The sequence below is a fragment of the Bacillus sp. FSL W8-0640 genome (genome assembly GCF_038007725.1).
GTDB classification, from domain to species: domain Bacteria; phylum Bacillota; class Bacilli; order Bacillales; family Bacillaceae_G; genus Bacillus_A; species Bacillus_A cereus.
On sequence record NZ_JBBOXT010000001.1, the window covers coordinates 2,742,053 to 2,768,118 of the forward strand.

Genomic DNA, 26,066 nt, shown 5'->3' on the forward strand with positions numbered 1-26,066 from the left:
TCTCCTCCACTACAACAATTTAGTTTTTAATGCTTCGGTATATTTCATAATCGCTTCGCGTAAAACGATTTTGGTGCCTTTTTCAAAAATTAAATCGTCCACGTTTGAAACTAATAAACATGTAGAAATCCCTAACTTTCGGACAATAATTAAGTCACAAGTTTTATGTTTAATTGCTTCATAATTTTCACGTAAAACTTGCAAGACCATTTTTCCTTCTTCTAAACTAATCTCTCCTGATTGCAGTAATTCTTCTAACATGTACACATAAAGAATATCTACAAATTGAAACTCTGCTCTTTTATTCGTTTGTTCTATGAAAAATTGTAAAACTGGTTCTGATGCAATCCCCTTGCATAAAATGTCTTCCTTTGTTAAAAGAATGTCTCTCACACTCGGCGAAAACATGTTCGCTAGTTCATCAAGTGATAAATCCTCTTTCATCGTTTGGATTTTATCGATACGCTCTAATATCTTTTCTTTCGGAAAAAATGTCTCTTGACCTGTAAACGTTGATTTTCGTACAAACCAATCTTCCGGAATTAAATTTTTTCTTTTCCACCTATATAACTGTCCGTATGAAATACCAGTTAGTTCTAATAAATCTTTTTTTGAAATTAAATCTGTACTCAACTGTATAACACTCCTTCCTGATAACAATGTAACATAACACTGTTACGCTGTAAATAGACTTTTATCACAAGTAGCGTAACAATGTGTAAAACAAACCTATTCCTACATACAAAAAAGGCTCTTACACACCTTATGAAAATGTGAAAAAGCCCTTATATATCAAGACTTAAACCAAATATTATAAAAATCAATCCAACCTTGTGAATTAATCATTATATTTTGAACTTTTTCATGTGTACTTACCTCTTGTTTATTACGATATAAAGGAATAATATGAATTTGACGTAACAAAGTATCCTCGATATCGCGTAACAGTGTAACTCTTTTCTCTAATTCTTCTTGTCTAAAATAAGGAGACAACTTTTCATGAAAGTCCATGCTGCTTTGTCCATGAATAAAACTATTTTTTGTAAGAAACATATATAATAGACTATCTTCTATTCGTTCACTAATTGTAGCACTATCATGCATCATATCGGCCTTTTGTATCGTACTTACTTCCAATAGCTCTTCTATATCAAGAAAATTATTTTCTACACGAATCCCGTATTTCGCACACTCTTTTTGTATCCACTGTGCATCTTCAACATGATCTCGTCCTGTAAATGTGTAGAGTTGTAGCACTTCATTATGATAAGTACTCCTTTTAATTAAACTTTCTACATCTTCCTCAATCTCTACAATGCTTTCACCTGCTAATATTAGTTTTTTTGCCACTTCTCCACGTTCTCCGCCGAGTTCTTGAACGATTGTATAACCATGAATGATGTTATATAACGCTTTCCGAAATAACGCATCTTGCATTGGTCCTTCTTTCGTAAGATTACATGTTATATATGTCACGTTCGACTCAAGCCGAGACAATTCTTTATTATGTTTTTCTTTATCTTTATACTGCGCCTTTACTAAAACATCGTATGTACTTACACCTTGTTCTACATTCCACAACTCAATACGATCTAAAAAAGGTCTTTCACGAAAATATAAAGGATGTCCTTCTAAAATGAACAGATTTTCATTACTTTTATATAATTGAAAAGGCCCTGTTCCAATTAGCTCTCCTGCTTCATCTTCATTCACGATAGAACACTGTTCTGCACTTAGCATATGTAAAAACATTCGATTTTCCGTATGTAATTGAATTTCGAAAACGTAGTCATCCACTGAACGGATATTTTCAACGTGTTGTAACATCCATGCGTGTGCATTATTTTCCAGCTTCATAAATCGATTCAACGAGTATATAACATCATGTGCAGTAAGTTGTTTTCCATTATGAAAGTGAACTCCTTTTCGTAAGTAAAACGTCCATATTTTTTCAGCGTCATTATATTCCCAGTGAAATGCAAGTCTTGGCTCTATAATGTTTGTATTACCGTCTACATACACGAGTGTGTCGAATATATGTTTTACCATATGGCATTCTGAACGCATTGTAGCGTATACAGGATCTAATGTGATATCTAAATTCATTTGTACTTGCAACCGGAGTACATCTCTTCTCCCTTCAGATGTCATTTCAACCTTATGACCAAATATTGAATCCACCCAGGAGTGATATTCTCCCTTTACCGATGGAAAATGTGAGCTATAGCGTTCCACAAATATGCTTCCGCTTTTCACATCCCCTTTTTTCGTTATTTCTTTTCCTCTATCTAAAATTAAAGACATCGGGTGCTTTTGAAATATTAATTTAGAACGATTTCCTCTGCCGCGACCTGGAAACCACTTGATCCAATTTAACTCATCTAATTTTTTTATAATTAATTTACTATTGCGCTCTGTACAAAATAATGTACCAGATATATTTTGCACTGTTACTTCCAATCGTTCTCCCTCTTTTTTTCCTTTTCCATAAGCAATCCATAGTTCAATGTATTGATCTAAAATAAACATCATACTCCCCCTAAAAGGTGAAAAATCCTCCCTATAGTCTCTACCCTTTTTCCAACTCTCCTTTCATCTTATCATTTCAATATAGAAAGGAGGAATTAATATTGAATTATCTCTTACTTCGTTACAATAAACCTATTTTTATTAGATTGTGTGGTGAATTATTAACCCGAACGACTGAATCTATGTTAGCTCTCATTATGATTATTTACGTCAATAAAATGTTAAACGGCAATGTAATAATAACTATGCTAATTTTCGGATTACAGCCACTTTCAGACATTTTATTTACACTTATTGCTGGAGGAATTACTGATAAATATGGCCGAAAAAAGATTATGTTACTCGGATTATTACTACAAGGTGTTGCAATCGGCAGTTTCGTTTTCGCTCAATCTGTTTTTATATTTGCACTGTTATATGTCATTAATGGTATTGGCCGTTCCTTATACATTCCAGCTCAGCGTGCACAAATTGCTGATTTAACAAAACAAGAGCAGCAAGCAGAAATTTTTGCTCTCCTACAAACGATGGGAGCAATTGGATCCGTAGTCGGCCCTTTAATCGGTGCATGTTTTTATAATACTCACCCAGAATATTTATTTATCGTGCAAAGTGTAACCCTTACGATATATGCCGTTGTTGTTTGGACCCAGCTCCCAGAAACCGTTCCACCTATGAGTAAGTCGAAACAAACAGTTGAGGCAAGTTCACCAAAGCAATTTATTTTTAAACATTATGCCATATTCGGTCTTATGGTTTCTACACTTCCTATTAGCTTTTTTTATGCACAAACTGAGACGAATTATCGTATTTTTGCAGAACATGTATTTCCTAATCTCGTATTCATACTCGCATTTATTTCAACATGCAAAGCCATTTTGGAAATCATACTACAAATCTTCCTCGTAAAATGGTCTGAACGATTTTCTATGGCGAAAATCATCCTTATTTCTTACGCCTGCTATACAATAGCTGCAGTTGGCTTTAGTTATTCAACGACGATATTGTCGTTATTCTTCACCTTACTCTTTTTAGTCATTGGAGAAAGTATTGCTCTAAACCACTTATTACGATTCGTTTCAGAAATTGCACCTCACAATAAACGTGGTTTATATTTTTCAATTTACGGTATACACTGGGATATATCTCGAACGTGCGGACCAGTTATTGGTGCAGTTTTATTAAGTAAGTTAAATGGAAGTATGCTGTTTTATATTTGTGCTAGTTTCTTATTAATTGGAGGTATTGTTCAAGCACTGTTTGTTCAAAATTTAGAACGTAAAAAAATCATGAACCAGCCTACACATAATTTATAGGTTACTACTTTTTCAGTAGATCAATATTTCTTATTGGATGAATATTAAAAAACAAAAGTGAAGTATTTCGCGTATGAAAGTATGTTTTATATGGCAGGAGACGTTCCTTATTTACAACTAAAAACACCTCACTTAAGGAAAGTGAGGTGTTTTTGAAATCACTTAATTTCTTATCCTGCCATTTTATTAATACTATCCTCTGGTGAAAATACAGAAATATGATCTACCTTACCAGTCGATTTTGGAATGACAAATTTCAGCTCATACTGGTTATTTACTTTGTATACATATATTTTATCTTCACCATTCTCTTTAACTGAAGATGGTTTTCCTAATGCTTTTTCAATTTCTTGTAATGTAATCAATTTTAGTTCTGCATGATATGAGCGTACATCAAAAACTTGTGACCCTTTATTAAATCCGAAAACAATATTTTTATTTGTAAAAGTTGCGTACATTCCGTTCCCTGCATATTCGGTTTTATTTGCTTTCCCCCACGCTTTTTCAATTTCTTCAATATCCCCTGTATGGGCTCCAAATGGTACATTAGGTACTTTTCCTTCTTTTGCGAGTTCAAACAAATCTTTAACGTGGTTAATTGATTTTTGATTAAGTGTTCTATTTTTCGAATCTGGGTCAGGCGATGGTTTTGTTGTTTTTTCATTGCTTGGTTTTGCTTCAGGATTTTTCTGTTCTTCTGAAAAATTACTTTGTTCATTTTTATTATTTTCCGAGGTTGGATTTGTTTCCTTTTTTTCGTCTGTCCCTTTACATGCGACTAGCGCAAACATACATGTAAACACCAAAAATAACATAACTATTTTTAAATATATTTTCATCATTTTTACCCCCTATTGCATCTTATTCATTTCGTTAACCAACCCATTACATTACTTTTCAAATTATGTTTGTTCCAAAAAGTCAGTGCTTCACTCTCTCCAAAAGCTTGTACAAAACATATTACAAAAGCTGTTTCTAAAAAGTAACCAAGTCTGTTATATCCGAAGTAACTACCTCTTGATAAACGAAACCATTTTCATCTCCTTATTTAAACCTTCTCTTCTCAATGATAATATCCTCTATCTATAACTTAAAACATGCTCTCACAACAGCTCCTTGAAACAAAAAAAAAACAGTAGGAAGTGATTACTCTTTTCCTACTGATTGAAATAAAATTATACGGTAAATCTTAGCTTCTTAAAAAATGTAGCGATAGTATTTTTTACAGTTTCAAAATTATAAGCAAACGTGTTATCTCCACTTAATAATGAAATACATGTTAAACCTGCAGCTTTAATAAAAGCTTTTACATCTACAAGCATAGAATTAGCCTCCATGAATTTAATTACAATCATTATAACAGGTGTTTTACGATGCTAACATGAAAGTAATAAATAAATTTCTATTATTAATTTATCCCGCTATTTGCCGGGCAGTAAGATCCCCACCTCAAAATTCAGCGGAAACAAAGAAGTTAGGTGGGGGCCCTGCTGTCCGTAAAAGCCCGATTGGTGAGGGCTGATAATCAGTGGGGATGAACAAAACCCCCACTGATTAAAGTTTCACTTTATTTAGCTCACAGTACACCATTCCAATGTCATATAAAAAAGCTGCCCAAAAAGGGCAGCTTCAAATATGTATATTACACTTCGATTGATTTACCATCTTCAACAATATGATAAAGTAAATGCGCTAAATGATGAATTGGACCGTATTCTTCCTCTTCCTCATCTGTTTCACCTTGGAACTCAAGATCGTTTAAGTACAGTGCTAAAAATTGATAGTATAGTTTTAAATCAAATCCGTAGCACGCAGTTGGCTCTTCATGATCACCTTCGTATTGTAACATTAAGTATTGATCGTTTCCTTCTGCATCTTCTGCGTCAAAGAATACGAAGAATCCAACGTTTGTATCTAAATCAAATAGATGACGAGTGCCTTTTTCTGTTGCTTTGTTGAAGTCCTCTTCACTTAATTTATGTACTGTTGTCGCTTTAGCATTATCTTCTTGATGGAAATTTACTGTAAATGTTTTCAATGCTGACACCTCCTGATTGTATAATACTAGCATAACATATAAAAAGGACTGCTTACAAATGTAAACAGCCCTTACATTCATTTTCGCATTGCTCGTAATAAGAAGCTTACGATGAAAATCAAAATGATCGCACCGATTAAAGCTGGAATAATTGCATATCCGCCAATGACTGGACCAAAACTACCAAGTAATTTCGAACCAACCCAAGAACCGATAATACCAGCAATAATATTACCAATTACACCACCAGGTACGTCCTTTCCAGTAATTAAGCTCGCAAGCCATCCTAATATACCACCGACGATTAAAGACCAAATCATATAATAACCTCCTTTGCATTTCACCAATCAAAATATAATTAGAAACAATTGCTTACCATTAGTTATGTGACATTTTTCATAAGTTATTCATGTTGTTCAACTTTAAGATTTTTGAGAATAATACACACAGATTAAACCTTTTTTTGAACTAACGATTTATCCGACTTGTTATTACACACATTAAGGACAATCTGGCTTCAATATTGTTCGCATAAACTCTTCTTTAAAAGCTGCATAGTTAAAACCAACAGCAATTCTTTGAATCGGCCGATTATCAAACCTTGTTGGCTCAGCTATTTTTCTAAAGTCTGCTACACTTTGGCCCCTAGTCACATCATTTGTCGTACTAATCCACACTGCCGATTTTTTATATTCGAAAATACTGTCATCTATAAACGAGATAAACGGTAGTAAATCGTGTATAGGACTTCCACCAATACCCGGATATTCTTTTTTATAGAAGTTCTCATAATAAAAATCAATCATTGGTTTAATGAGTTTCGCCTGTCCAGTTCCTTGTTTATCTATTATATTGGCCATTTCAGGCGTAATAAGCGCGCCCTGTGTTACATTTAACGGGTATATGCTAGCGTTTTTCGCATATTTCATAACAATATTTGCTGCAATTGGATCACCATAAAAATTCGCTTCAGATACTGGTGTAACATTACCTGGAAATAGGAAAGCGCCGCCCATTATATAATACGAACAAATACGATCCATTATATTTGGATACAATAAAAATAACGTAGCAAGCGTCGTTAGTCTCCCTGTCGCCACAATTATAATATCTTCTGGACAAGGTTCGATTAATTTGATTAATTCACAAAAATTTTCTCGTTTACAAATTCTCATCTCAGGTGGAATAATAGGACCTAAACCGTGATCCCCGTGGATTTCAGGGAAAAACAAAGGCTCTTCAGCTGTCATCGGTCTACTCGCACCTTCAATAATTTTCACTTGTGTAGCATAGTACCTTTCTAAAAAATAAACATTTTCCGTAACGATATCTCGTGATACATTCCCGTACTCAGCAACAATACCTAGAATATCTAATTTACATGTTTTATTTGCATAAATTAACGCTACGGCGTCATCAATACCAAAGTCTCCAAAAAAGATAATTTTCTTATTAACTATTCTCACCCCTCTTGAGCATAATCTACTATTATTATTATGTGAAAAAGACAAGGCGGTGAAACAGCGCAAACTAAAAAAGCCGCCTATTTATTGGCGACTTCAATCTTTTTATAAGACAAATATGCAAGTACATTTTTACTTGAATCGTATTTCGGGTTATTTCCTTTTCTCGGCTCTCTCATATGTGTCTTTTCAAATCCAGGAATGTCTGGCATTTTCCCCATAAATTCAAGCATTTCTTCCTCAGTACCTTCAATGCGTACACGAATCATTATAACTATTCCTCAATTCTCAGTTTCTCTGTACTAAGTATATCGTACTTCAGAAAGACTGCAACACATTTATCTTTTTAACGTTATACTTTTTTTACATATAAACATAGCCATTTCAGTATAGAACGATTCTACTTTATTATTTTTAAATTGAATATTAAAATATTCCTTCATTTCGTTTGGTGCTTTCATCATACATTCTGTTAATTTTTCACGCTTTTGTAAAGGGACATCCATCATATTACACCACCAGTCAAAATCAAACTTCTTATCAAAAGTAAGACATGACTGCATTTGCAAACCATTTTTTTCTAATAAAGTAAGCCATTCTGTCTTTTTTAGAGCTCGTTCATGACTTGGGTCACGCTTTTTTTCTATAAAATTATAAAATGTATCATATTCATTATTTTCTGGCGAAACATTATCTATTAAGATGAATAATCCATTATCCTCCAACGTACGATTTACTTCATAAATAAATTGAGCCGGACTCGTAAAATGATGGGCTGCACTCCGGCATGTAATTGTATCAAAAAAATGGTCTGCAAATGGTAAATTCTCTGCATTTCCTGCTACAAAAGATACATTTTCATGACCATTCTGCTTTATAAAAACTTTTGCTTTTTCTAACATCTGTTCTGTTAAATCAAGTGCAACTACTTCTTCAAACATAGGTGCTAACATATTTGCCACATGCCCGCCACCAGTAGCAACATCAAGAAGACGATTATTATGACGAGACTCAACTTGTTGAACTACATATTGTAAATCCAGTCCTTTAGCATGTATTTTACTATTTACATATTTATCTGCATTGCTGCCAAACTGTTTTTTCACAAGCTCTTCTTTACTCATATTATCATCTTCTTTCTATTGTTATTTACATATACGACTCATATAATTATTACAATTCTCTTAATGTATTTTCAAATCCTCTTTTCATCTCACTTCTTATCATATTTACCTTTCATTAAAATAATATAATTTTGCATTTTATTATTAAACAAAAAAAAGGCTATGGGAACTTCCCCCCTAACCTGAATAAATATTTACTACATTTTTATTTCTTCGTATATATCTATATAATATAAATCCTCTTTCAACTTCATAATAACATCTACTTCGTTATAAGTAGCCTCACGAGCATGTAAACCAAATTGATCCATACCAATCCATATCCACCCAGGTGTAAGATATAAAACATCTATATTAAAATAATCTAACTTAGTAAGCTCCGATGTAATAAATTTATCTTTATTAGCGATTTGTTTATCTATTAAACCGTATTCTTTCCCATTTTCAAATAGCGATATAAATTTCCCTACAATCGGATGTTCACGAACAATAAAATGATATTCTTTTTCCTCTATATTTACCACAATCAAACGAGAAACAGATAAATCAGGCCCTGAATTCGACATATTTGTTTATTCACCTCCTTATATAGGCTTCTTAAATATGATAACAAATGAATATTCAAATTAAGTTAATATAATGTAAAAAATAAAAAAGCTGATTTCCCTTTAGAAATCAGCCTTTATAATTTGATCAACTTTATTCTTTTACAAATTATTATAATGTTTCTTTTTCCTCATCATTTCCAGAAACTAAATTTCCTATAGCATCTGCTGTTACTTCCACTACAAATTCACAAATACCAGCCACAACTTCTCCAATTATTTCATCCATCTTTTTACCCCCTTATTTTATGTAACCTATTTGCATTATAGAAGAAACTGGTAAATACAAACTATCGAAAAAGGTGACATAAACCTTACAGAATTGTAAGCTCTTTCATTTCTTTACTTATCCCCTTTGAAACTCCAAGTATTTTTAGCAGACATATAGGCCATCATAATATGAAGCAAGTAATAATCTAGTGTCAGGAGGCGTTTAATATGTATTACGTAAAATTAATTAAAGGTCAATCTTTCTACGCTTTTGATCATCGTTTCTTAGTGTCTGAAGAAGAAGAGGTTTCAGAGAAAATTTATAATTACTTGCGACGTAATGAATTTTTTGAAGTACGTAAAGAAGAATATTCTGCTTAATTACAAAAAGCATTAAGAAAAATATCATCTTATTGTGATATATTCTTAATGCTTTTATGTGAATTTCTTCTTTTCAATAATTATTGTTGACTCTATTAAATAATCCAGTATTTGTCCAAGCTAATTCTTCACTATTTTCATATTCTAGTATATGAGGAGGTGAAGAATATGACTCATATCATTGATTACCAAGCTACTCAGCCTATAAGTAAAACTGGTGAAACAACTTTTGCAATCCCAGCTTCTCCAAATAAAGCAATTTTAGCAAATTTAAAATTGAGAATTTCAAGTAGAGATTCACGAAATAATCGAGTAGAATTAATCGCTACAATTGGTGTAGAAGGTATAACTGAGACTTCACAAGTTTTATTCCGAATTTTCCGTGATAACATTGAAATTTTTAATGCACAAGTAGGTATTGAATCTACAGATTCTGAACAATTCTACGTACAAACATTTCAAGCTATAGATCAAAACGTTAGCAGTGGAACACACGAATATTCATTAACTGTTGAAAACCTTACTAGTGGTGCAAGCGCAGAAGTTGTTGGCCCATTATCTTTTAGCGCTTTAGCTATTGGACAAGAGCGTAAATGTTGCTAAGTGAATCTAATATTTAATTTTGTACTTGAGAAAAGCGAGGCGTAGTTATACGTTCTTGCTTTTTTATATGTATCCTTACTTTCTATTAGCTTTAATCATAAATTTTTTACGTTTTGATTCACTTATTTCATCAATTAACACATCAAATTTTTGACAAATCAAAAAGATTGAAATCCAATTATGAAACACGTAATATAGACTCTGACTCTAAAAAAGTTCGTATGAAAATAGTGCATAAATAAGGAGGTTTTATATACGAGTTTTTCATTTTTAAAAGACGGAGAGGTTTTATGTTATGTGGCGTAATAAAAACGTTTGGATTGTTCTAATTGGGGAGTTTATTGCAGGTCTAGGATTATGGCTTGGTATTCTTGGCAACCTTGAATTTATGCAAAAATATGTCCCTTCTGATTTCATGAAATCAGTTATATTATTTATCGGACTATTAGCCGGTGTTCTAGTTGGACCTATGGCTGGCCGTGTCATCGATCAGTATGAAAAGAAAAAAGTTCTTCTTTACGCTGGGTTTGGTCGAGTTTTAAGTGTTATTTTCATGTTTTTTGCTATTCAATTTGAAAGTATCGCATTTATGATCGCATTTATGGTTGCTCTTCAAATTTCAGCAGCATTTTATTTCCCTGCATTACAATCTGTAATTCCACTCATCGTACGTGAGCATGAGTTATTACAAATGAACGGTGTACATATGAATGTTGGTACAATTGCTCGTATTGCAGGCACTTCACTAGGTGGAATTCTTTTAGTTGTGATGAGTTTACAGTACATGTATGCCTTCTCAATGGCAGCATACGCCTTATTATTCCTCTCGACTTTCTTCCTACAATTCGAAGACAAGAAATCAACAACACCAAGTAAACAAGCTGCAAAAGATAATAGCTTTATGGAAGTATTTCGTATTTTAAAAGGAATTCCTATTGCTTTTACAGCACTTATATTAAGTATCATCCCTCTATTATTTATAGCTGGGTTTAATTTAATGGTTATTAACATTAGCGAAATGCAACATGATCCTACGATTAAAGGGTTCATATATACAATTGAAGGTGTCGCATTTATGTTAGGTGCCTTCGTAATTAAACGTCTATCTGATCATTTCAAACCTGAAAAATTACTATATTTCTTCGCAGTTTGTACTGCTTTTGCACATCTGTCATTGTTCTTTAGCGATATAAAATGGATGGCTCTTACATCATTTGGTTTGTTTGGGTTTAGTGTTGGCTGCTTCTTCCCTATTATGTCGACGATTTTCCAAACGAAAGTGGAAAAAAGTTATCACGGTCGCCTCTTCTCATTCCGTAATATGTTTGAGAGGGTTATGTTCCAAATCGTCTTACTTGGCACAGGCTTCTTCTTAGATACAATTGGGTTACAATATATGGTTCTCATCTTTGGAGTCGTTTCATTATTGATTATTTCTATTTCCCTTTCTAAGCAGAAACATTATGAAAAACAGCATTCGCAATCTGCAAATTTATAAAATAAACAAAGAAGTATGGGTCTAATATTGAATCCATACTTCTTTGTTTTATAATACGCCTATTTATTACGTTTATTGAAATTACCTAAAGGAGTATCCCCCTTTTATTTCGAATAGATTATAAAAAGTACTCTTTATAAAAGGAGTGGTAAAATGTCTGATGGCATCGAAGTATTTATTGTCCTGCTCTTTGCAATTGCTCTGTTTAGCATCCTAAACTTTTTAGCCATTTCCTTATCTGGACATAGTTTTAAAAAAAGAATCGTGGCAGGTTTCATATTTTTACTACTGACTCCCATTATCTTTTTGACTATCGCAACATTTGCTTCTATATTCGATAAAGCAGGATTTGGCGCAGGTACGTTAGCCTTTATGACCGCAAGCGTATATATATTAAATGGAATAGTGATTCTGCTTTCCTCTTTATTTATCCTCAAAAAAGACATAACATAGGCTATAGTACTAGCATGAATCTGACTTTACACTAGATTCATGCTTATTTAATTTCTCCTAAATTTTTATATGAAATTAAATAATTCTTTAAAAAAATTTAAACTTTATTTATTATAATATCCCTATCGTATTCGCACGTTTATTCAAATTTAAAAGAAAGGAGCACAAAATGAAAAAGGTTCTACTTACAATTCCTATACTAATCATCCTACTTAGTGGATGCAGCAATAACGATATATACGGTTCTTGGGAAGTCGTTGACAATAAAAAAGGTGAATGCCCTGTATATTATAAATTTGAAACAGTTGTCAAAAAAGAAAATAAAGAGGAAATTGTGCAAAATTTAGTAGAAATGCAAACAACAAAGAATAAAGACGATTTATATAAAGGCTCATTTGTCAAAAATTCTAATGTATATCACATTGATTATGGTAATTCATTTACATCGGACCAAACTTTAAAAGTTGCCGACGGTACATTAAATGTATACTTTTTGACAGCCGAAAAATTATGCACATATAAAAAGAAATGATTACATTTCAGAGGAGACGCAGAAAATATTTTCTGCGTTATTTCACTTTAGAAATCATCCACAAAAATAGCCCTTGTTTTCGTATTCTTTTTCATTCAAAACATGAGAAATATACTTAATAAAAACTAGAAAATATCTTAAGTTATATAAAATGAATCCTATAATAGACATTTCAATTAACACATCTACGCTATTTACATCGTTACTTTTCAAAATAGGCTAATCCTCCCTCTAAATTTGTCAATCGTTTTAATTTTCATAAAAAAATGATAAAATGTAAACATGTGTTTTCAGAATAATTAAAAACGCAGAATGAAAGCACTGTTTTTAGGAGGGGTTTTGATGACTTACACGTTAGCAACTAGAATGAAAGCATTCCAATCTTCTATATTTAGTGAATTAGGAGCCTATAAAAAAGAAAAAATTGCAGCAGGTCATAACATGATTGATTTGAGCATCGGAAATCCTGATATGCCGCCCGCTGATTTTGTAAGAGAAACAATGGTACATACAGCGAGTGAAAAAGAGAGCTATGGGTATACATTATCAGGTATTCAAGAATTTCACGAAGCTGTAACTGAATATTACAACAACACTCATAACGTTTTATTAAATGCGGATAAAGAAGTTTTATTATTAATGGGTTCACAAGACGGGCTCGTTCATTTACCTATGGTTTATGCAAATCCAGGTGATATTATATTAGTTCCTGATCCAGGATATACAGCTTATGAAACAGGTATTCAAATGGCTGGTGCAACATCTTACTACATGCCTTTAAAGAAAGAGAATGATTTCTTACCAGACTTAGAAGTCATCCCTGAAGAAATTGCCGATCAAGCGAAGATGATGATTTTAAACTTCCCAGGGAATCCCGTTCCAGCAATGGCTCATGAAGATTTCTTTAAAGAAGTAATCGCATTCGCGAAAAAGCATAATATTATCGTTGTCCATGATTTTGCTTATGCTGAATTTTATTTCGATGGTAATAAGCCAATTAGCTTTCTCTCTGTACCTGGTGCTAAAGAAGTTGGTGTAGAAATCAATTCTTTGTCAAAAAGTTATAGTTTAGCAGGTAGCCGTATTGGATATATGATTGGAAACGAAGAAATTGTTCGTGCACTTACTCAATTTAAATCTAATACCGATTACGGTGTATTTTTACCAATTCAAAAAGCGGCATCTGTAGCACTAAGAAATGGCGCTGCATTTTGTGAGAAAAACCGCGATATTTATCAAGAACGGAGAGATACTTTAGTCGATGGATTCCGAACATTTGGCTGGAATGTCGATAAGCCAGCTGGTAGTATGTTTGTCTGGGCTGAAATTCCACAAGGATGGACTTCTCTAGACTTCGCTTATGCATTAATGGATCGTGCGAATGTCGTTGTTACACCTGGTCATGCATTTGGACCTCATGGAGAAGGCTTCGTACGTATTGCACTCGTTCAAGATAAAGAAGTATTGCAACAAGTTGTTGAAAATATTAGAAATAGCGGCATTTTCGTCCTTGAAAAAGTAGATGAATTAGTTAAAAATTAGTTCCCACTCCCCTGCTTAACTTTAGCAGGGGTATTATTAATTGGAGGTACTTTCATATGCATATTAAAGACACTCTTCCCCATCGTTATCCATTTTTAATGATTGATAAAGTAACAAATGTAAAACAAGGTGAATCCGTTACAGGATATAAACTCATTACAAATAACGAATGGTTTATAAATGATAGTCAAAAACATATGCCTCATATGTTAATTGTAGAATCACTTGCCCAGCTTAGTGCATTTGTACATACAAGTGATTCTGAAGGACTAGGATTTCTCTCCTCTTTAGATGGAGTTGAATTCCACGGAAAAGCATATCCCGGTGATAAACTTGATTTACATTATGAGCTAACGCGCAATCGCCGAGGTTTTATTCTTGGTAAAGGTATTGCAACTGTAAACGACCAGCCTATTGTAACTATAGAAAAACTATTAATATATCAAGCAGATTAAAGTGTTCCTTATATCAGTTGGAAATATCTATTCTCAACCAATTAAGTAAATAGGAAAACATATTACGTAGTTAGGAGCAGGAAAATGGAACGTACTATCGGTATCGATGCTGGAGGCACATTAACGAAAATAGCTTATTTTAACGAAAAAAAGCTATTAACTTTTGAAAAATTTTATTCACATGAACAACATAAAATAATAGATTGGATTAAAAACAACAATGGCATAAAACAAATATGTATTACGGGTGGTAAATCGAAACTATTACAGCATCTGCTTACAGGTTCATATAAAATAATAGAGCTAAACGAATTTGAATCTACTCTTGCAGGTGTCCAATACATATTAAAAGAAGAAAAACACACTATAAACAATTTTATTTTAACCAATATCGGTACAGGTACTTCTATCCATTATGTTTATAATGAACAATATATTCGCGCTGGTGGAACCGGAGTTGGCGGTGGGACTATTATGGGACTTTCAAAATTGTTAACAAATATAGATCATTTTGAAGATGTAATTCCTCTAACAAAAGTAGGATCTAGAAAAGAACTAGATATTACGGTTGGAGATATTTATGGTGGTATTCTCTCACCTATTGATAATAGCTTAACTGCTAGCAATTTTGGTAAAGCCGCTATTTCAGAATCGAAATATAATAGCTCAGACATACTTGCTACTATACAAGGACTTGTCGGTGAAGTCGTTACTGCATTAAGCCTTCAATTCGCTGAAACAAAAAACATTAAACATATTATTTATATTGGTTCGACTTTATGTAATAACGTACAACTTCAACATATTATAAGTAGCTACACCGAATATCAAAATAAAACACCAATCTTTTTACAAGATGGTGGTAATAGCGGTGCAATTGGTGCATTACTTCATGCTACGAAATAAAAAGCTGACTTTTGTCAGCTTTTTAAAAATGGCACTTCAAATTCAATAATTGATTCCCCGTTCTCTTCAATTCGCTCCACGCTTATTCTATCAATCACACAATTTAACTTCCCATGAAAACTAGGAATCTCCTTCACTACTTCAGCAGCTAATTTGGCACTTTCTTTTCTTCCGACTGTTACATGCGGGATGTACGGAATGTCTTCTTTCAAAAATTGTAATAAAGGTCCTGTATACAGCCTATCATGTAGTTCTTCTATTTGTTTTCTTCCTCTATCAACTTCTAAAAACAAATAGTTTCCTACGCTAGTGATACGATTTGCAAACTCAATTTCAATTTTGCCTCCCCCTTTTGATACATTAAAAATATGAGATTTTAATTCATCATTTGAAATATTACTCTTAAACGGGAATACGATTGTTATATGCGGTGGAATTAATCCAAATAAAGGATCATGTTTATGTCTAATGTTCTCTATTTTATCGATGGACATGTTGTTTAGAAAAAGTAAAATTGTACGCATTTTTATCCCCTCAACTTTTCCTCATTATAATATGTATCATATTCTATGACAGCCTGCCCTTCAACAACTTGTTTTGCTTACCTATAAAAATAAAAAAACTTCTCAAATGAGAAGTTTTCATATAGCATGATTATTATTTTCCCGCCAAACTTTCCTAAACTTTATATAACAAGCAATTCTCCATGGAATAATATACGAGACAGCAACAACGTAAAATAATAAACCAATCGTTTGTTGATCTAAATCAACGATAAATTGTCTTGAACCATATCTTAAAACGACAAGTGCAATAAAAGTAATTAAAAAAGCTGCACTTTTTTTCGTATAAATATTCCCATCATCTCTTCGCTCATAATTTGTTAGTGCTATAAGTGGTACAGAGAAAAGAATCCCAATAAATGCTGCTATAGCCACTTGTAGTACAGCTGGATGTACGGGACCTAAAAACCATACAATACCTGGTGTTAAAAATAGTAATGGCCATAAAATACGTTTTCCCGATCCCTTTATTGGCTTATACATGGAGCGATAACGACGCCAAAATATTAGTAGTGCAATGCATAAAAAAACGGTTATTAATGAAGAAGTATCTCCCATTCACTCTTCCTTCTCCCCTAAAATAATTGTATTTAAATTGTATCTTCAAACGAAACCTTACGAATAAATAGAGCGCTAATTACAATATATATGCAAATAAGAACTATCGAAACTAATATGAAATTAGGTATTTCTAGTAACATTTTACTATTAATAAACACCAACTCTTTTATACCTATCCCTGCATACATTGTACTCGCCAATCCGAATAAAACTATTATACTAAAGGCCAATCCGAACCAATTAAATCTTTTCTGAACAATAGTTGTTGATTGGAATAAACAAGCTAATGTACTATAAAATATGAATTGTACAAAGAATTGTTCAATTGCAGATGCTCCTAAATTTACATGTTCTGTTTTATAAAATGTATCCTGTAAAAACAAAGCTTGAAGACATGAAAACAATGCTGATTGCAATAAATTAAAACATATTGAACCAATCAAAAATTGCAACCTAGTGACACCAAACGAGACGACTGTAGGAAAAATATCAAGTTGAATAAGAAACACGCTTATCACAATAAACATTACGATTACAATTGATGAATTATTGAAAATATCATGTAAAAATGCTACCTTTATTCCCTTTAAATCAGTTGCAGTCATTGTCCCTTTTATAAGTAATGCCACAGTCCAAAAGATAAGAATGGCTTTATACTGATATTTTATATGTAACTTCAACTGCTTCATTAACATCGTCATTTTATTTCACCCCCAGTTATATGAATAAATAGTTTTTGTAATGTAATTCTATCAATTGATAACCCTTCTTTTTCAAGAGAGTAATAATCTTCATTAGAAAGTTCTTCCCATATAACAGAAATCCTCTTATTTCCATAAACTTCTCGATTTATTACTTTTTTATTGATTGAAAACTCATCCACTTTATCTTTTTTTCCTGAAATAATATGACCTTGTCGTAATAAATCTTCCACTGATGATTGAACAACAAGTGCACCTTCTTTTATGATGATTACATCTTCAATAACATGAGTTACTTCTTCTACTAAATGTGTTGATAATATAATTGTTCGTGGATGCTCACCGTAATCTTCTAGTAGTAGACTATAAAATAATTCACGGTGTGCTGCGTCTAAACCTGTAGTTGGTTCATCAAAAATAGTAATAGGTGCTCTACTTGCTAATCCTTGAATGATTCCGACAACAGTTTGCATTCCGTGTGATAATTTATGATATTTTTCTTTCAAATTAAGTTGAAATTTCCTAGCAAGTTCTTCAGCAAACTTTTGATCCCAGTTTTTATAAAACATGTTACATAAATTAAAAATCTCTTTAACTTTATTATTTAGATATGCAGCTTCTTTCACTTTAACAAAACAAATATTTTGCATCGCTTTACTATTCTCAAAAACATGTTCACCAAATATTGATATGCTTCCACTACTTGAAGTAATTTGACCTGCAAGTAAATTTAATAGTGTCGTTTTCCCTGCTCCGTTCCTTCCAAGCAAACCATATATTTTATGCTCTTCCAATGAAATCGTTACTTCATTTACAGCTATTTTCTTTTTATATTTTTTCGTTACATCTTTCGTTTCAAGTGCAATCATCCCTCTTTCCCCTCCTTCGTAATCTTTTGAATCATATCCATCAATTCATTTTTTGATATTTCTAGTACTTTCGCTTCTTCCCACACTTTAGGTAAATATTCAGTCATAAAAGTATTTTGTCTTTTTTTTAGTACGACTTCTTTCGCTCCCTTTGCAACAAACATTCCGATCCCTCTCTTTTTATATAAAATCCCCTCATCTACTAATACATTCACCCCTTTAGCTGCAGTAGCCGGATTTATTTGTAACATCTTCGCAAATTGATTTGTCGATGGAACTTGTTCTTCTTCAAGCAATATGTCTTTTAAAATATCAGATTCAATCGTTTCTGCAATTTGTAAGTATATTAATTTATTTTGCTCCAGAGTAGGTTTCACACTTTCACCACCTTAGGTTCATAGGTTCATTACTTATGTAATTAACCATATCACATAAAAATGTTTTTTTCCATAAATTTCTTTTACAAAAAAGAGAATCATTCGTTTAAGAATGACTCTCTTTCTAAAATTTCGAAGTTTCAACTCTTGTTCTCAAATTCTTTTCATTTATACCATTTTGACAAAAGTTAAATTGTTGTCCCTTTATTGACTTTGTACGATCTACTATTTGCCCTAAATGATAACTTGTATGCTCCACTAAATGTAATAAACTATGAAGATCAATATGCCTTTTTTCTTCCCATACTTGTATATATACTTTTCCCCACTCATCAAATATTTCTTCAACAGTTTTTAACAAAGTTTCGGAGCTTAAATGTTTTATTGGAAAATATTCTTCAATTCCATTTTCAAAAACTATATTGGGACCCTTATAACGCCTTGTATTTCTCTGTAAATGTTCACAAATATGTAGTACGATTCCACCAATTGAATTAACAGCGGTCTCTTGTTTCCACAAATCTTCTTCACTAACGAGCCTAATTGCCTGTACTAACTTAGGTAAATAATGATCCTGCATTCTATGATAAGAAATTTTGTATACTAACTCCATCTTCTCCCCTCCATTATTTCAACTGGCTCACTGGATATTTAGCAAATAAAGATTTCCGAAAATCTTTATCTTCCACAAGCATTTTAATTTTTTCTTCATTGCCGTTAAAGAACTTTATAACTTTATTTTTATCCCATATATCTTTTTCTTTTGGAAAATCATCGAATATTCTATGCAAAATTGATAACATTTCTTCCCTCGTTATCTTAAAGTTTTTATTCTCTACCTGAAACTCATAACTTTTTGCATTTGGCACTAAAATCACTAAATATATAGCATTAAAGAAAAAATTCTTCTTCATCGTATCCTTCTCATCAAACCAATACGTCTCAATCATTTCTTCTGTAAGAGCCCCACTTTCTTTTGCGCCATAGTTCACTTTTATATTTTCATTTTCTAAACTTATACTTTGAACTGTTCCACCACCGGGTAAATGATTAACAATTGCAACCACATCTGAATTATTACCAACGTATGTCCCAGTATATTTCTTAAAATCATCTGACCTAATATCATATATATCTTTTATTCTTTCTCCATTAGAACAAGCCGCAATGAATAAAAAAATTGTTAGCATAACGATCATGTTATGATGCATATATTTCATTTAGCATCCCCCATTTTTATCGATATTTCGTTAATTACAATATTTACTTTCAAATCCCTTTTAAATATACGCATTTTAATCAAAATTAAAAATTTTCATTTTTTATGTTTACAATTATCCATTAATTGTATATACTTACTAACGTAAGAAAAAAATTCTAAAAGGAGGTCGAAGGAAATGATGAAATTACAATTACATGCATTAACTTTAGCGTTAACTGCACCTGTGTTTTCTGGACAATTAAATATGAATTCGACCACCCTAATGGAGAATTGAAAATCGTACTTTATTTCATTTAATTCATAAATTCGCCACAGGAGGCCGTATACTTTCCTGTGGCTTTTTCACGCCCAGCCATAGGAGAACTGTATCTTCCTGTGGTTTTTTTGCGCGATTTTTTAGTCTCTTACATTATTTTTCTAAGAAAGGAGCAACATTCAATGACTATTAGCGTATTGTTTTTAAGTATTACGATTCAAAGAAATATAATTTCCAAAGATGAAATTCTTCATAATGAGCAAATTGAAAAAGCTATGAATGATGTTAAGGAGCGCCAAGCACTTTACTGTGATCGCCTGTAATTCCTTTTCGAAAGGAGGAATTCATTTATGACTTTTCATATTTTCTTTTTTACGACTGTACTTCAAAAAAATATTTTATCTGAAACTGAAATCAATCGTAAACAACAGTTAAAACAACTGACTGATAAAATAACTGACATTAAAAGTTCATACTACACTCAAATGTATTAAAAATATATTTTAAAGGGGTAATATATTCATGAAATTTAAAGCATTCTTTTTAACAATCACCATTCAAAAACGTAAACTTTCACAGAAAGAGATTTTACGTGAGCAACACATCCAAAATATTATGGACGAAGTAAAAGAACGCCAATCTTCTTATTACACTCGTCTTTTCTAAAACACTTATAAAGGGGCAATTATTTTATGAAATTTAAAGTATTCTTTTTAACCATTACCATTCAAAAAAATAAATTTTCTGAGTCTGAAATGCTTCATGAACGACAAATTAATCAGGCTATGGATTCTGTAAAAGAAAGACAAAGTCATTACTGTAGTCATCTGTAATTCCAATTCGAAAGGAGGAATTCACATATGAAGTTTCACCTATTCTTTTTAACGATTACGATTCAAAAAGAAACAATATCTCAAAATGAATTAAAACAAGAAAGACAATATAAACAAGTTATTGATGAAATTCGAGATCGTAGAAGCAAATACTACACTCACCTTTAATCGTTTAACTATATAGAATTGAAAGGAGTCGATTATGATGATGATAGCACGCTGTAAGGAAATGATTTGGATAGTTCAGAGGGATTCCACATAGTTTTATAGAGCTTATATCACACAAGTTCATCGCTGAATTTGATGTATAAAAAATATATAATAAAATCAAATCAACCCGCTTTTAATTATTTTTTTATAAACAAAAGATACACCACTTAAAAAGAGGTGTATCTTTCTCAGGTTTTACTATTTCCGATTACTTCTCTTCGTTTTAAACAATCTCACTAAGTTTGAAACAACTGTTTTTGTTACTGCATAAACTGGTACTGCTAAAATCATTCCGATGATTCCAGCAAAGTTACCTACCCCTAAAATTAGGATAATAATTGTTAATGGGTGGATGTTTAATTTCGAGCTCATAATACGTGGTGAAATAATATTACTTTCAAACTGTTGTACAATTGTTACGATAATAATTACGTATAAGGCTTGCATCGGAGATACGAACAGTCCTACAATAACAGCTGGTGCTGCTCCGATAAATGGACCTAAGTTAGGAATGATGTTTGTAAATGCTGCAATAATTCCTAAAACGAAAGCGTACGGTAAATCGATAATTAAATAACCGATAAAAGTAAACGCACCTACAAATATACAAACGAGCGCTTGCCCTTGAATATATGCAGATAATGTTTCGTTCGTTTCCTTAATGATACGAAGCCCCTCTTCACGGTAAGACTCTGGTAATAAACTTACCGCTTTTCCTGGAAAGGCATGTCCATCTTTAAACATGTAAAATAAAATGAACGGTACAGTAAATACAACTAATGCAACGTTCGTGATGATACCAAATAAAGCCGTTGCACTCGACGTAATTGTATTTGGTATATCTTTTAAGTATTCAATCGCATTTTTTTCAATTGTTTCAATGGAAACGTAGTTTTGTGTAGATAACCATTCAAACAACCTATGATGTGATAATTCTTGTATGTATACTTTTCCCTCTTTTATGTAGCCTGGCATATTTTTTACTAAGTCCATTAGCTGTTGTGAAATCGTAGGAACAACTACTCCAACGCCAACCGCAGTTAATGTTATGATAAAAAGATATAACAGCAATATCGCTAAATTTCTAGGTACTTTTTTATTCTCCAAAAAGATTAATACAGGATTAAATATGAAGTATAAAAAAAGCGCGATTAAGATTGGGAAAAATAATGTTGATATGAAGATACCAATCGGTTGAAATAAAAATGATATTTTTGTGCAAATAAATATGATTCCTACAACCATTAGCACTTCTAATGTCCAAAAGTGCACTTTTGATTTCAAAAAAATGGCCTCCTTTAAACTAGCACTTCTCTTCATTGTACCAAAATAAGTATGAATTTCACATAATATTTTCCTTTACAATATTCCAAAATACCAATAAATACACTACAATGAGATTACATACAAATTTGCAGGTAAAGGTGATAAAAATGACACAATGCATCATTTGCAGAAAAGATACGAAAGAACTTAGTGAACAATATGTCATTCCAGAAATATTATGTGGATATTATTTCACAAACTCAATTTGTGATACTTGTCATGAACAAATGACAACAAATATTGATCGTCCTTTAATTAGGCATAAATTGAGTCAATTTAAGATTGAACAAATGAAAAGACAAATTGATTCCCCACTCTATACGAATGAGCACGGTGAGGAACTTGCAGCTGCTGAGACTGATGTTGTCGAAGTAAGCGACGAAATTCTTTATTCTAATGCATTAATTATGAAACTATGTAAAAAGCACGATATTTCCTTACATAATGAAATTTGGAAAGAGGAACGTGTAACGAAAGTAGCCAGTTCTATTCAACGTGAATTGCTATTGGATAACCGTAAATATAAAATGAGTATATTAAAAATGGCTTATACATTCGCTGTACAAACAGTTGATGGCTACTTTGAAGATCAAGATGCGATTGATATCTCTACCATTCTCTCAAATGCAGATTTCGTGGAACTAAAAGAAAAAAGCATTGTACGTGATTTAAGCAAAAGTTCTTTATGGAATACGCTAAATACAAGTAGTGAAAATCATTACTTTATTTTACTTAGCGATAAAGACGGGCTGTTTTGCTTCATTCGTTTGTTTGACATTTTTGATGTTGTCGTTCATTTATCAGAAAAAAGATTTGACCTTCCATCACCCATTGTCGGTGTAAATAATGTGAATACACAGAAATTTTATGTCCAAAGTTTAAAACAGTATATGGATGGGCTGTTTAAAGAAAAAGCACCTACTATATAACAGAGACCAGAACATACGGTCTCCTTTCTTGATGAAAAGACACTGTGTTATAATGAGTATGAAAAGAACAATACAATCACATAAACCAATTATAAATTGTATATAAATAAAAAAGACTAGTGTGCGGCTACACACTAGTCCACGTAACTTAGCAGATTGGATTGTTCATTTATCCTATTTGTTTCTTACAAACAAAACAACCCACATTCTATAGGCATAGGTGGGTTGTTATTTTTTGAGCTTGTCTATTAAAACGACGACGAACGTTAACAATGCAACGAGAAACAGTCCACCCTGCAGTAGCAACGCTATTTCACTCACGTATTATCACCCCCCTCCTACTCGGAGAAGTGATAATTGAACAACCAACCGCACCTTAAGTTACCCTTTAATTTTACCATATTTTCTAATAATTTACGATGAAAACCCGCAAGCGAATAACTTGCGGGTTTTTTATCCCGTGTTAACAGCCAGTAAACAAAATGGAGCAATAAATAAGTGAAACTTTATTTCTCACTATTTTTTTAATGCATATGCATCAGCAATCATTTCACCAACAATTTTAGTTTCTTCTTTCTTCTCGTCTTTCAATAATGGGAATAACAATTCTGCCACTTCATACGCTTCTTCTAAATGCGGATATCCTGATAAAACAAACGTATCAATTCCTAACGATTCATATTCTTTTATCCTTTTTGCTACTGTATGCGGATCGCCTACAAGTGCAGTACCTGCCCCACCTCTTACAAGTCCGATTCCAGCCCATAAATTAGGGCTTATCTCTAACGACTCTCTCGTACCTTTATTTAAATGGGTCATCCGTTTTTGACCAACCGAATCATATCTTGCAAATGTCTTTTGAGCAAGCTCAATTGTTTCATTATCCACATATTGAATTAAACGTTCTGCCTCTTCCCATGCTTCTTCTTCTGTTTCTCTTACAATTACGTGTAATCTAATGCCAAATCGCACTGTACGCCCCTTCTCTTCTGCAAGTTTTCTTACTTCTTCTATTTTCTCTTTCACTTGCTCTGGCGGCTCTCCCCACGTTAAATATACATCACTATGTTCAGCTGCTACTTCTTTTCCAGCAGCTGACGATCCTCCGAAATATATAGGAGGATATGGTATTTGAACTGGTGGGAATACAACTTTACTATCTGTAACTTTAATATGTTTTCCTTCTAAAGAGATCGTTTCACCTTGCAATGTCGATTTCCAAACTTTTAAAAATTCATCCGCTGCTTCATATCTTTCATCATGATCAAGATATAATCCATCTCCTTGTAGTTCAACTGGATCTCCTCCAGCTACTACATTAATAAGCAGCCTCCCATGTGAAATTCTATCAAATGTAGATGCCATCCTCGCTGCAACTGTAGGGGACATTAGTCCTGGTCTCACTGCTACTAAAAATTTTAGTTTTTCTGTTTCAGCAGCAAGAGCTGAAGCTAACACCCAAGGGTCTTCACATCCTTGACCAGTTGGAAGTAAAACACCCGTATATCCTAAATAATCAGCTGCCGCAGCAACTTGCTTATAATAACCATATTCAGCTGCTCTTCCTCGTTTTGTCGTTCCTAAATATCGACCATCTCCATAAGCCGGAATAAACCATAATAATTCCATACCTTTACACACCCCTTATTTATTTTGAATCGTATACTAACACATTCTATATAAATTACCCCTAATAATTTATATGTTAATTCCCTGTCTCACCTTTAAAGTTATCTCGCCATCTTAAAAACTTCACTTCTAGTAAACGTACTAGAGAGTCAGAAAACTTCCCAACAAATGCAAATATAATTATGCCGACAAATACGATATCTGTATTTGAAAATTGCCTTGCATCCATAATCATATAGCCAATACCTTCTGTAGACCCCATAAGTTCTGCTACTACTAAACTCACCCACGCAACACCTAACGATAACCTTGCTCCTAGTAAAAGGTTAGGCAATGCAGCTGGTAAAATTAGTTTCGTGATTAATTTTCTTTTACTAAACTCTAACACTCTCGCAACATCAAATAACTTTGAATCCACACCTCTAATACCTAAAAATGCGTTTACGTATAAAGGAAAAAATGCACCATCTGCAATTAATAACACTTTTGATGTTTCACCAAAACCGAACCATAATACGAAAAGCGGCGCAACAGCTAAATGAGGTACAGTTCTTAACATTTGCACAGATGGGTCTAAATATTGCTCACTTCTCGTTGAAAATCCAACAATCGTTCCTAAAATGATTCCTAAGCCCCCACCAATAAAGAAACCAGCCGCAGCTCTGAATACACTAATACTTAAATGGCCGAATAACTCTCCTGTTTTAATAAGCTCTTGGAAAGCTAGAAAAATATCTAATGGTGTTGGTAAAACTGTTTTAGAAACAAGACCGAATACGCCAGCCAACTGCCAAATTATTAATATAATAACCGGTATAGTAATCGCCCTTACTAAAACTTTTACATTTAACTTTCGTACCTTCTTTATGCCATTTTTCTTAATCGTTATACTCGCTGGTTTCATAACAGCTTTCGTATTTTCCACTTTACAAAAC

At 32.7% G+C, this 26,066-nt stretch carries 36 protein-coding genes and 1 pseudogene; 15 read left to right on the forward strand and 22 right to left on the reverse strand.

Annotated features, from left to right (window positions below; all coding sequences use genetic code 11):
* Positions 1 to 9 precede the first annotated feature (9 nt).
* Together N2V80_RS14240 and N2V80_RS14245 are read right to left on the reverse strand one after the other, a co-directional pair.
* Positions 10 to 633 (reverse strand): YhbD family protein, encoded by a 624-nt coding sequence (locus N2V80_RS14240; protein WP_061655656.1) that lies wholly within the window; start codon positions 631 to 633, stop codon positions 10 to 12.
* Positions 634 to 792: 159 nt separating this feature from the next.
* Complete coding sequence (locus N2V80_RS14245) at positions 793 to 2,529, reverse strand: ABC transporter substrate-binding protein (protein ID WP_000470207.1); 1,737 nt, start codon at positions 2,527 to 2,529, stop codon at positions 793 to 795.
* A gap of 101 nt (positions 2,530 to 2,630) precedes the next feature.
* Between N2V80_RS14245 and N2V80_RS14250 the strand changes: the two genes are divergently transcribed.
* Positions 2,631 to 3,845, forward strand: coding sequence for an MDR family MFS transporter (locus N2V80_RS14250; RefSeq protein ID WP_044584561.1), 1,215 nt, complete (start codon positions 2,631 to 2,633; stop codon positions 3,843 to 3,845).
* A gap of 170 nt (positions 3,846 to 4,015) precedes the next feature.
* On the opposite strand, the gene N2V80_RS14255 is transcribed toward N2V80_RS14250, so the two are convergent.
* The 9 genes and pseudogenes from N2V80_RS14255 to N2V80_RS14295 form a co-directional block, all read right to left on the reverse strand.
* Entirely contained in the window at positions 4,016 to 4,687 is a 672-nt protein-coding gene (locus tag N2V80_RS14255; protein WP_002098287.1) for a YjgB family protein, read from the reverse strand.
* Between the two features lie 23 nt (positions 4,688 to 4,710).
* Positions 4,711 to 4,881 (reverse strand): annotated as a pseudogene (locus N2V80_RS14260) (aminopeptidase); the annotation flags it as partial.
* Between the two features lie 139 nt (positions 4,882 to 5,020).
* Entirely contained in the window at positions 5,021 to 5,167 is a 147-nt protein-coding gene (locus tag N2V80_RS14265; RefSeq protein WP_000959545.1) for a hypothetical protein, read from the reverse strand.
* A gap of 320 nt (positions 5,168 to 5,487) precedes the next feature.
* Entirely contained in the window at positions 5,488 to 5,883 is a 396-nt protein-coding gene (locus tag N2V80_RS14270) for a hypothetical protein (protein ID WP_000847587.1), read from the reverse strand.
* Between the two features lie 77 nt (positions 5,884 to 5,960).
* Positions 5,961 to 6,203, reverse strand: a complete 243-nt coding sequence (locus tag N2V80_RS14275) for a GlsB/YeaQ/YmgE family stress response membrane protein (RefSeq protein ID WP_000638306.1) — start codon at positions 6,201 to 6,203, stop codon at positions 5,961 to 5,963.
* A gap of 180 nt (positions 6,204 to 6,383) precedes the next feature.
* The gene (locus N2V80_RS14280; RefSeq protein WP_001223680.1) at positions 6,384 to 7,349 is read right to left on the reverse strand and encodes a nucleoside hydrolase; all 966 of its coding nucleotides are present in this window, start codon (positions 7,347 to 7,349) and stop codon (positions 6,384 to 6,386) included.
* A 77-nt stretch (positions 7,350 to 7,426) separates the two neighbouring features.
* Positions 7,427 to 7,615 (reverse strand): DUF3970 family protein, encoded by a 189-nt coding sequence (locus N2V80_RS14285; RefSeq protein WP_000621885.1) that lies wholly within the window; start codon positions 7,613 to 7,615, stop codon positions 7,427 to 7,429.
* Between the two features lie 69 nt (positions 7,616 to 7,684).
* Entirely contained in the window at positions 7,685 to 8,470 is a 786-nt protein-coding gene (locus N2V80_RS14290; protein ID WP_061655655.1) for a class I SAM-dependent methyltransferase, read from the reverse strand.
* A 197-nt stretch (positions 8,471 to 8,667) separates the two neighbouring features.
* Positions 8,668 to 9,036, reverse strand: coding sequence for a hypothetical protein (locus N2V80_RS14295; RefSeq protein ID WP_000071478.1), 369 nt, complete (start codon positions 9,034 to 9,036; stop codon positions 8,668 to 8,670).
* A 477-nt stretch (positions 9,037 to 9,513) separates the two neighbouring features.
* Here N2V80_RS14295 and N2V80_RS14300 point away from each other — a divergent pair, with 477 nt between their 5' ends.
* The 8 genes from N2V80_RS14300 to coaW all read left to right on the forward strand — a co-directional run bounded on the left by N2V80_RS14300 (position 9,514) and on the right by coaW (position 15,655).
* Positions 9,514 to 9,666 carry a YqbF domain-containing protein gene (locus N2V80_RS14300; protein ID WP_000291905.1) on the forward strand — a complete coding sequence of 51 codons (153 nt, stop codon included), beginning with the start codon at positions 9,514 to 9,516 and terminating at the stop codon, positions 9,664 to 9,666.
* A gap of 168 nt (positions 9,667 to 9,834) precedes the next feature.
* Entirely contained in the window at positions 9,835 to 10,269 is a 435-nt protein-coding gene (gene exsC / locus N2V80_RS14305; RefSeq protein ID WP_000148797.1) for an exosporium protein ExsC, read from the forward strand.
* A gap of 295 nt (positions 10,270 to 10,564) precedes the next feature.
* On the forward strand, positions 10,565 to 11,767 hold the full coding sequence (locus N2V80_RS14310; RefSeq protein WP_000269261.1) for an MFS transporter: 1,203 nt from the start codon (positions 10,565 to 10,567) through the stop codon (positions 11,765 to 11,767).
* A 153-nt stretch (positions 11,768 to 11,920) separates the two neighbouring features.
* Positions 11,921 to 12,220, forward strand: coding sequence for a hypothetical protein (locus tag N2V80_RS14315; protein WP_001279464.1), 300 nt, complete (start codon positions 11,921 to 11,923; stop codon positions 12,218 to 12,220).
* Positions 12,221 to 12,389: 169 nt separating this feature from the next.
* Positions 12,390 to 12,752 carry a hypothetical protein gene (locus N2V80_RS14320; protein ID WP_000757017.1) on the forward strand — a complete coding sequence of 121 codons (363 nt, stop codon included), beginning with the start codon at positions 12,390 to 12,392 and terminating at the stop codon, positions 12,750 to 12,752.
* Between the two features lie 342 nt (positions 12,753 to 13,094).
* A complete protein-coding gene (locus N2V80_RS14325) occupies positions 13,095 to 14,294 on the forward strand; it encodes an LL-diaminopimelate aminotransferase (protein ID WP_000222700.1) in 1,200 nt (399 codons plus the stop codon).
* A 56-nt stretch (positions 14,295 to 14,350) separates the two neighbouring features.
* Complete coding sequence (locus tag N2V80_RS14330; protein WP_000547659.1) at positions 14,351 to 14,749, forward strand: 3-hydroxyacyl-ACP dehydratase FabZ family protein; 399 nt, start codon at positions 14,351 to 14,353, stop codon at positions 14,747 to 14,749.
* 84 nt (positions 14,750 to 14,833) lie between these two features.
* On the forward strand, positions 14,834 to 15,655 hold the full coding sequence (gene coaW / locus N2V80_RS14335; RefSeq protein ID WP_000442493.1) for a type II pantothenate kinase: 822 nt from the start codon (positions 14,834 to 14,836) through the stop codon (positions 15,653 to 15,655).
* 14 nt (positions 15,656 to 15,669) lie between these two features.
* Here the strand turns inward: coaW and N2V80_RS14340 are convergent, their stop codons facing one another.
* From N2V80_RS14340 to N2V80_RS14370, 7 genes are all read right to left on the reverse strand, one after another.
* Entirely contained in the window at positions 15,670 to 16,179 is a 510-nt protein-coding gene (locus tag N2V80_RS14340; protein WP_044584563.1) for a 2'-5' RNA ligase family protein, read from the reverse strand.
* Positions 16,180 to 16,296: 117 nt separating this feature from the next.
* Positions 16,297 to 16,776: a CcdC family protein gene (locus N2V80_RS14345; protein WP_000502975.1), complete on the reverse strand. Its 480-nt coding sequence runs from the start codon at positions 16,774 to 16,776 to the stop codon at positions 16,297 to 16,299.
* Positions 16,777 to 16,808: 32 nt separating this feature from the next.
* On the reverse strand, positions 16,809 to 17,480 hold the full coding sequence (locus N2V80_RS14350; RefSeq protein ID WP_000178179.1) for a DUF4052 family protein: 672 nt from the start codon (positions 17,478 to 17,480) through the stop codon (positions 16,809 to 16,811).
* A complete protein-coding gene (locus N2V80_RS14355) occupies positions 17,477 to 18,349 on the reverse strand; it encodes an ATP-binding cassette domain-containing protein (protein ID WP_000560916.1) in 873 nt (290 codons plus the stop codon). Before N2V80_RS14355 ends, N2V80_RS14350 begins: the two co-directional genes overlap by 4 nt.
* Positions 18,346 to 18,726 carry a GntR family transcriptional regulator gene (locus N2V80_RS14360; RefSeq protein WP_000805199.1) on the reverse strand — a complete coding sequence of 127 codons (381 nt, stop codon included), beginning with the start codon at positions 18,724 to 18,726 and terminating at the stop codon, positions 18,346 to 18,348. The genes N2V80_RS14355 and N2V80_RS14360 overlap by 4 nt, the downstream gene beginning before the upstream one ends.
* 124 nt (positions 18,727 to 18,850) lie before the next feature.
* The gene (locus N2V80_RS14365) at positions 18,851 to 19,339 is read right to left on the reverse strand and encodes a hypothetical protein (RefSeq protein WP_048567574.1); all 489 of its coding nucleotides are present in this window, start codon (positions 19,337 to 19,339) and stop codon (positions 18,851 to 18,853) included.
* Positions 19,340 to 19,352: 13 nt separating this feature from the next.
* A complete protein-coding gene (locus N2V80_RS14370) occupies positions 19,353 to 19,946 on the reverse strand; it encodes a DUF4825 domain-containing protein (protein WP_000876536.1) in 594 nt (197 codons plus the stop codon).
* Positions 19,947 to 20,386: 440 nt separating this feature from the next.
* Between N2V80_RS14370 and N2V80_RS14375 the strand changes: the two genes are divergently transcribed.
* The 5 genes from N2V80_RS14375 to N2V80_RS14395 are packed head-to-tail and all read left to right on the forward strand — an operon-like array spanning position 20,387 to position 21,205.
* Positions 20,387 to 20,527, forward strand: coding sequence for a YrzI family small protein (locus N2V80_RS14375; protein WP_000156177.1), 141 nt, complete (start codon positions 20,387 to 20,389; stop codon positions 20,525 to 20,527).
* Positions 20,528 to 20,554: 27 nt separating this feature from the next.
* Complete coding sequence (locus N2V80_RS14380; protein ID WP_000142714.1) at positions 20,555 to 20,698, forward strand: YrzI family small protein; 144 nt, start codon at positions 20,555 to 20,557, stop codon at positions 20,696 to 20,698.
* A gap of 28 nt (positions 20,699 to 20,726) precedes the next feature.
* Positions 20,727 to 20,870: a YrzI family small protein gene (locus N2V80_RS14385; protein ID WP_000668963.1), complete on the forward strand. Its 144-nt coding sequence runs from the start codon at positions 20,727 to 20,729 to the stop codon at positions 20,868 to 20,870.
* Positions 20,871 to 20,896: 26 nt separating this feature from the next.
* On the forward strand, positions 20,897 to 21,037 hold the full coding sequence (locus tag N2V80_RS14390) for a YrzI family small protein (RefSeq protein WP_000669805.1): 141 nt from the start codon (positions 20,897 to 20,899) through the stop codon (positions 21,035 to 21,037).
* Between the two features lie 27 nt (positions 21,038 to 21,064).
* Positions 21,065 to 21,205, forward strand: coding sequence for a YrzI family small protein (locus N2V80_RS14395; protein WP_000668497.1), 141 nt, complete (start codon positions 21,065 to 21,067; stop codon positions 21,203 to 21,205).
* A 240-nt stretch (positions 21,206 to 21,445) separates the two neighbouring features.
* Here N2V80_RS14395 and N2V80_RS14400 read toward each other — a convergent pair whose 3' ends face one another.
* Positions 21,446 to 22,531 carry an AI-2E family transporter gene (locus N2V80_RS14400; protein WP_000837892.1) on the reverse strand — a complete coding sequence of 362 codons (1,086 nt, stop codon included), beginning with the start codon at positions 22,529 to 22,531 and terminating at the stop codon, positions 21,446 to 21,448.
* Between the two features lie 149 nt (positions 22,532 to 22,680).
* On the opposite strand from N2V80_RS14400, the gene N2V80_RS14405 reads away from it, so the two are divergent.
* Positions 22,681 to 23,502: an HNH endonuclease gene (locus tag N2V80_RS14405; protein WP_000189710.1), complete on the forward strand. Its 822-nt coding sequence runs from the start codon at positions 22,681 to 22,683 to the stop codon at positions 23,500 to 23,502.
* 228 nt (positions 23,503 to 23,730) lie between these two features.
* Here the strand turns inward: N2V80_RS14405 and N2V80_RS14410 are convergent, their stop codons facing one another.
* From N2V80_RS14410 to N2V80_RS14420, 3 genes are all read right to left on the reverse strand, one after another.
* The gene (locus N2V80_RS14410) at positions 23,731 to 23,823 is read right to left on the reverse strand and encodes a putative holin-like toxin (RefSeq protein ID WP_001289320.1); all 93 of its coding nucleotides are present in this window, start codon (positions 23,821 to 23,823) and stop codon (positions 23,731 to 23,733) included.
* Between the two features lie 195 nt (positions 23,824 to 24,018).
* Positions 24,019 to 25,131 (reverse strand): FMNH2-dependent alkanesulfonate monooxygenase, encoded by a 1,113-nt coding sequence (gene ssuD, locus N2V80_RS14415; protein ID WP_061655876.1) that lies wholly within the window; start codon positions 25,129 to 25,131, stop codon positions 24,019 to 24,021.
* Between the two features lie 76 nt (positions 25,132 to 25,207).
* Complete coding sequence (locus N2V80_RS14420; protein WP_000432134.1) at positions 25,208 to 26,056, reverse strand: ABC transporter permease; 849 nt, start codon at positions 26,054 to 26,056, stop codon at positions 25,208 to 25,210.
* Positions 26,057 to 26,066: the final 10 nt, after the last annotated feature.

Bases quoted from the DNA above. Each gene is read 5' to 3' on its own strand.
- N2V80_RS14380 (WP_000142714.1), top strand. From the start codon at position 20,555: ATGACTTTTCATATTTTCTTTTTTACGACTGTACTTCAAAAAAATATT.
- N2V80_RS14265 (WP_000959545.1), bottom strand. From the start codon at position 5,167: ATGCTTGTAGATGTAAAAGCTTTTATTAAAGCTGCAGGTTTAACATGT.
- N2V80_RS14245 (WP_000470207.1), bottom strand. From the start codon at position 2,529: ATGTTTATTTTAGATCAATACATTGAACTATGGATTGCTTATGGAAAA.
- N2V80_RS14390 (WP_000669805.1), top strand. From the start codon at position 20,897: ATGAAATTTAAAGTATTCTTTTTAACCATTACCATTCAAAAAAATAAA.
- N2V80_RS14330 (WP_000547659.1), top strand. From the start codon at position 14,351: ATGCATATTAAAGACACTCTTCCCCATCGTTATCCATTTTTAATGATT.
- N2V80_RS14395 (WP_000668497.1), top strand. From the start codon at position 21,065: ATGAAGTTTCACCTATTCTTTTTAACGATTACGATTCAAAAAGAAACA.
- N2V80_RS14365 (WP_048567574.1), bottom strand. From the start codon at position 19,339: ATGGAGTTAGTATACAAAATTTCTTATCATAGAATGCAGGATCATTAT.
- exsC (WP_000148797.1), top strand. From the start codon at position 9,835: ATGACTCATATCATTGATTACCAAGCTACTCAGCCTATAAGTAAAACT.
- ssuD (WP_061655876.1), bottom strand. From the start codon at position 25,131: ATGGAATTATTATGGTTTATTCCGGCTTATGGAGATGGTCGATATTTA.
- N2V80_RS14325 (WP_000222700.1), top strand. From the start codon at position 13,095: ATGACTTACACGTTAGCAACTAGAATGAAAGCATTCCAATCTTCTATA.
- N2V80_RS14285 (WP_000621885.1), bottom strand. From the start codon at position 7,615: ATGATTCGTGTACGCATTGAAGGTACTGAGGAAGAAATGCTTGAATTT.
- N2V80_RS14345 (WP_000502975.1), bottom strand. From the start codon at position 16,776: ATGGGAGATACTTCTTCATTAATAACCGTTTTTTTATGCATTGCACTA.
- N2V80_RS14350 (WP_000178179.1), bottom strand. From the start codon at position 17,480: ATGACGATGTTAATGAAGCAGTTGAAGTTACATATAAAATATCAGTAT.
- N2V80_RS14355 (WP_000560916.1), bottom strand. From the start codon at position 18,349: ATGATTGCACTTGAAACGAAAGATGTAACGAAAAAATATAAAAAGAAA.
- N2V80_RS14385 (WP_000668963.1), top strand. From the start codon at position 20,727: ATGAAATTTAAAGCATTCTTTTTAACAATCACCATTCAAAAACGTAAA.
- N2V80_RS14405 (WP_000189710.1), top strand. From the start codon at position 22,681: ATGACACAATGCATCATTTGCAGAAAAGATACGAAAGAACTTAGTGAA.
- N2V80_RS14310 (WP_000269261.1), top strand. From the start codon at position 10,565: ATGTGGCGTAATAAAAACGTTTGGATTGTTCTAATTGGGGAGTTTATT.
- N2V80_RS14375 (WP_000156177.1), top strand. From the start codon at position 20,387: ATGACTATTAGCGTATTGTTTTTAAGTATTACGATTCAAAGAAATATA.
- N2V80_RS14315 (WP_001279464.1), top strand. From the start codon at position 11,921: ATGTCTGATGGCATCGAAGTATTTATTGTCCTGCTCTTTGCAATTGCT.
- N2V80_RS14300 (WP_000291905.1), top strand. From the start codon at position 9,514: ATGTATTACGTAAAATTAATTAAAGGTCAATCTTTCTACGCTTTTGAT.
- N2V80_RS14290 (WP_061655655.1), bottom strand. From the start codon at position 8,470: ATGAGTAAAGAAGAGCTTGTGAAAAAACAGTTTGGCAGCAATGCAGAT.
- N2V80_RS14295 (WP_000071478.1), bottom strand. From the start codon at position 9,036: ATGTCGAATTCAGGGCCTGATTTATCTGTTTCTCGTTTGATTGTGGTA.
- N2V80_RS14275 (WP_000638306.1), bottom strand. From the start codon at position 6,203: ATGATTTGGTCTTTAATCGTCGGTGGTATATTAGGATGGCTTGCGAGC.
- coaW (WP_000442493.1), top strand. From the start codon at position 14,834: ATGGAACGTACTATCGGTATCGATGCTGGAGGCACATTAACGAAAATA.
- N2V80_RS14340 (WP_044584563.1), bottom strand. From the start codon at position 16,179: ATGCGTACAATTTTACTTTTTCTAAACAACATGTCCATCGATAAAATA.
- N2V80_RS14370 (WP_000876536.1), bottom strand. From the start codon at position 19,946: ATGAAATATATGCATCATAACATGATCGTTATGCTAACAATTTTTTTA.
- N2V80_RS14320 (WP_000757017.1), top strand. From the start codon at position 12,390: ATGAAAAAGGTTCTACTTACAATTCCTATACTAATCATCCTACTTAGT.
- N2V80_RS14255 (WP_002098287.1), bottom strand. From the start codon at position 4,687: ATGATGAAAATATATTTAAAAATAGTTATGTTATTTTTGGTGTTTACA.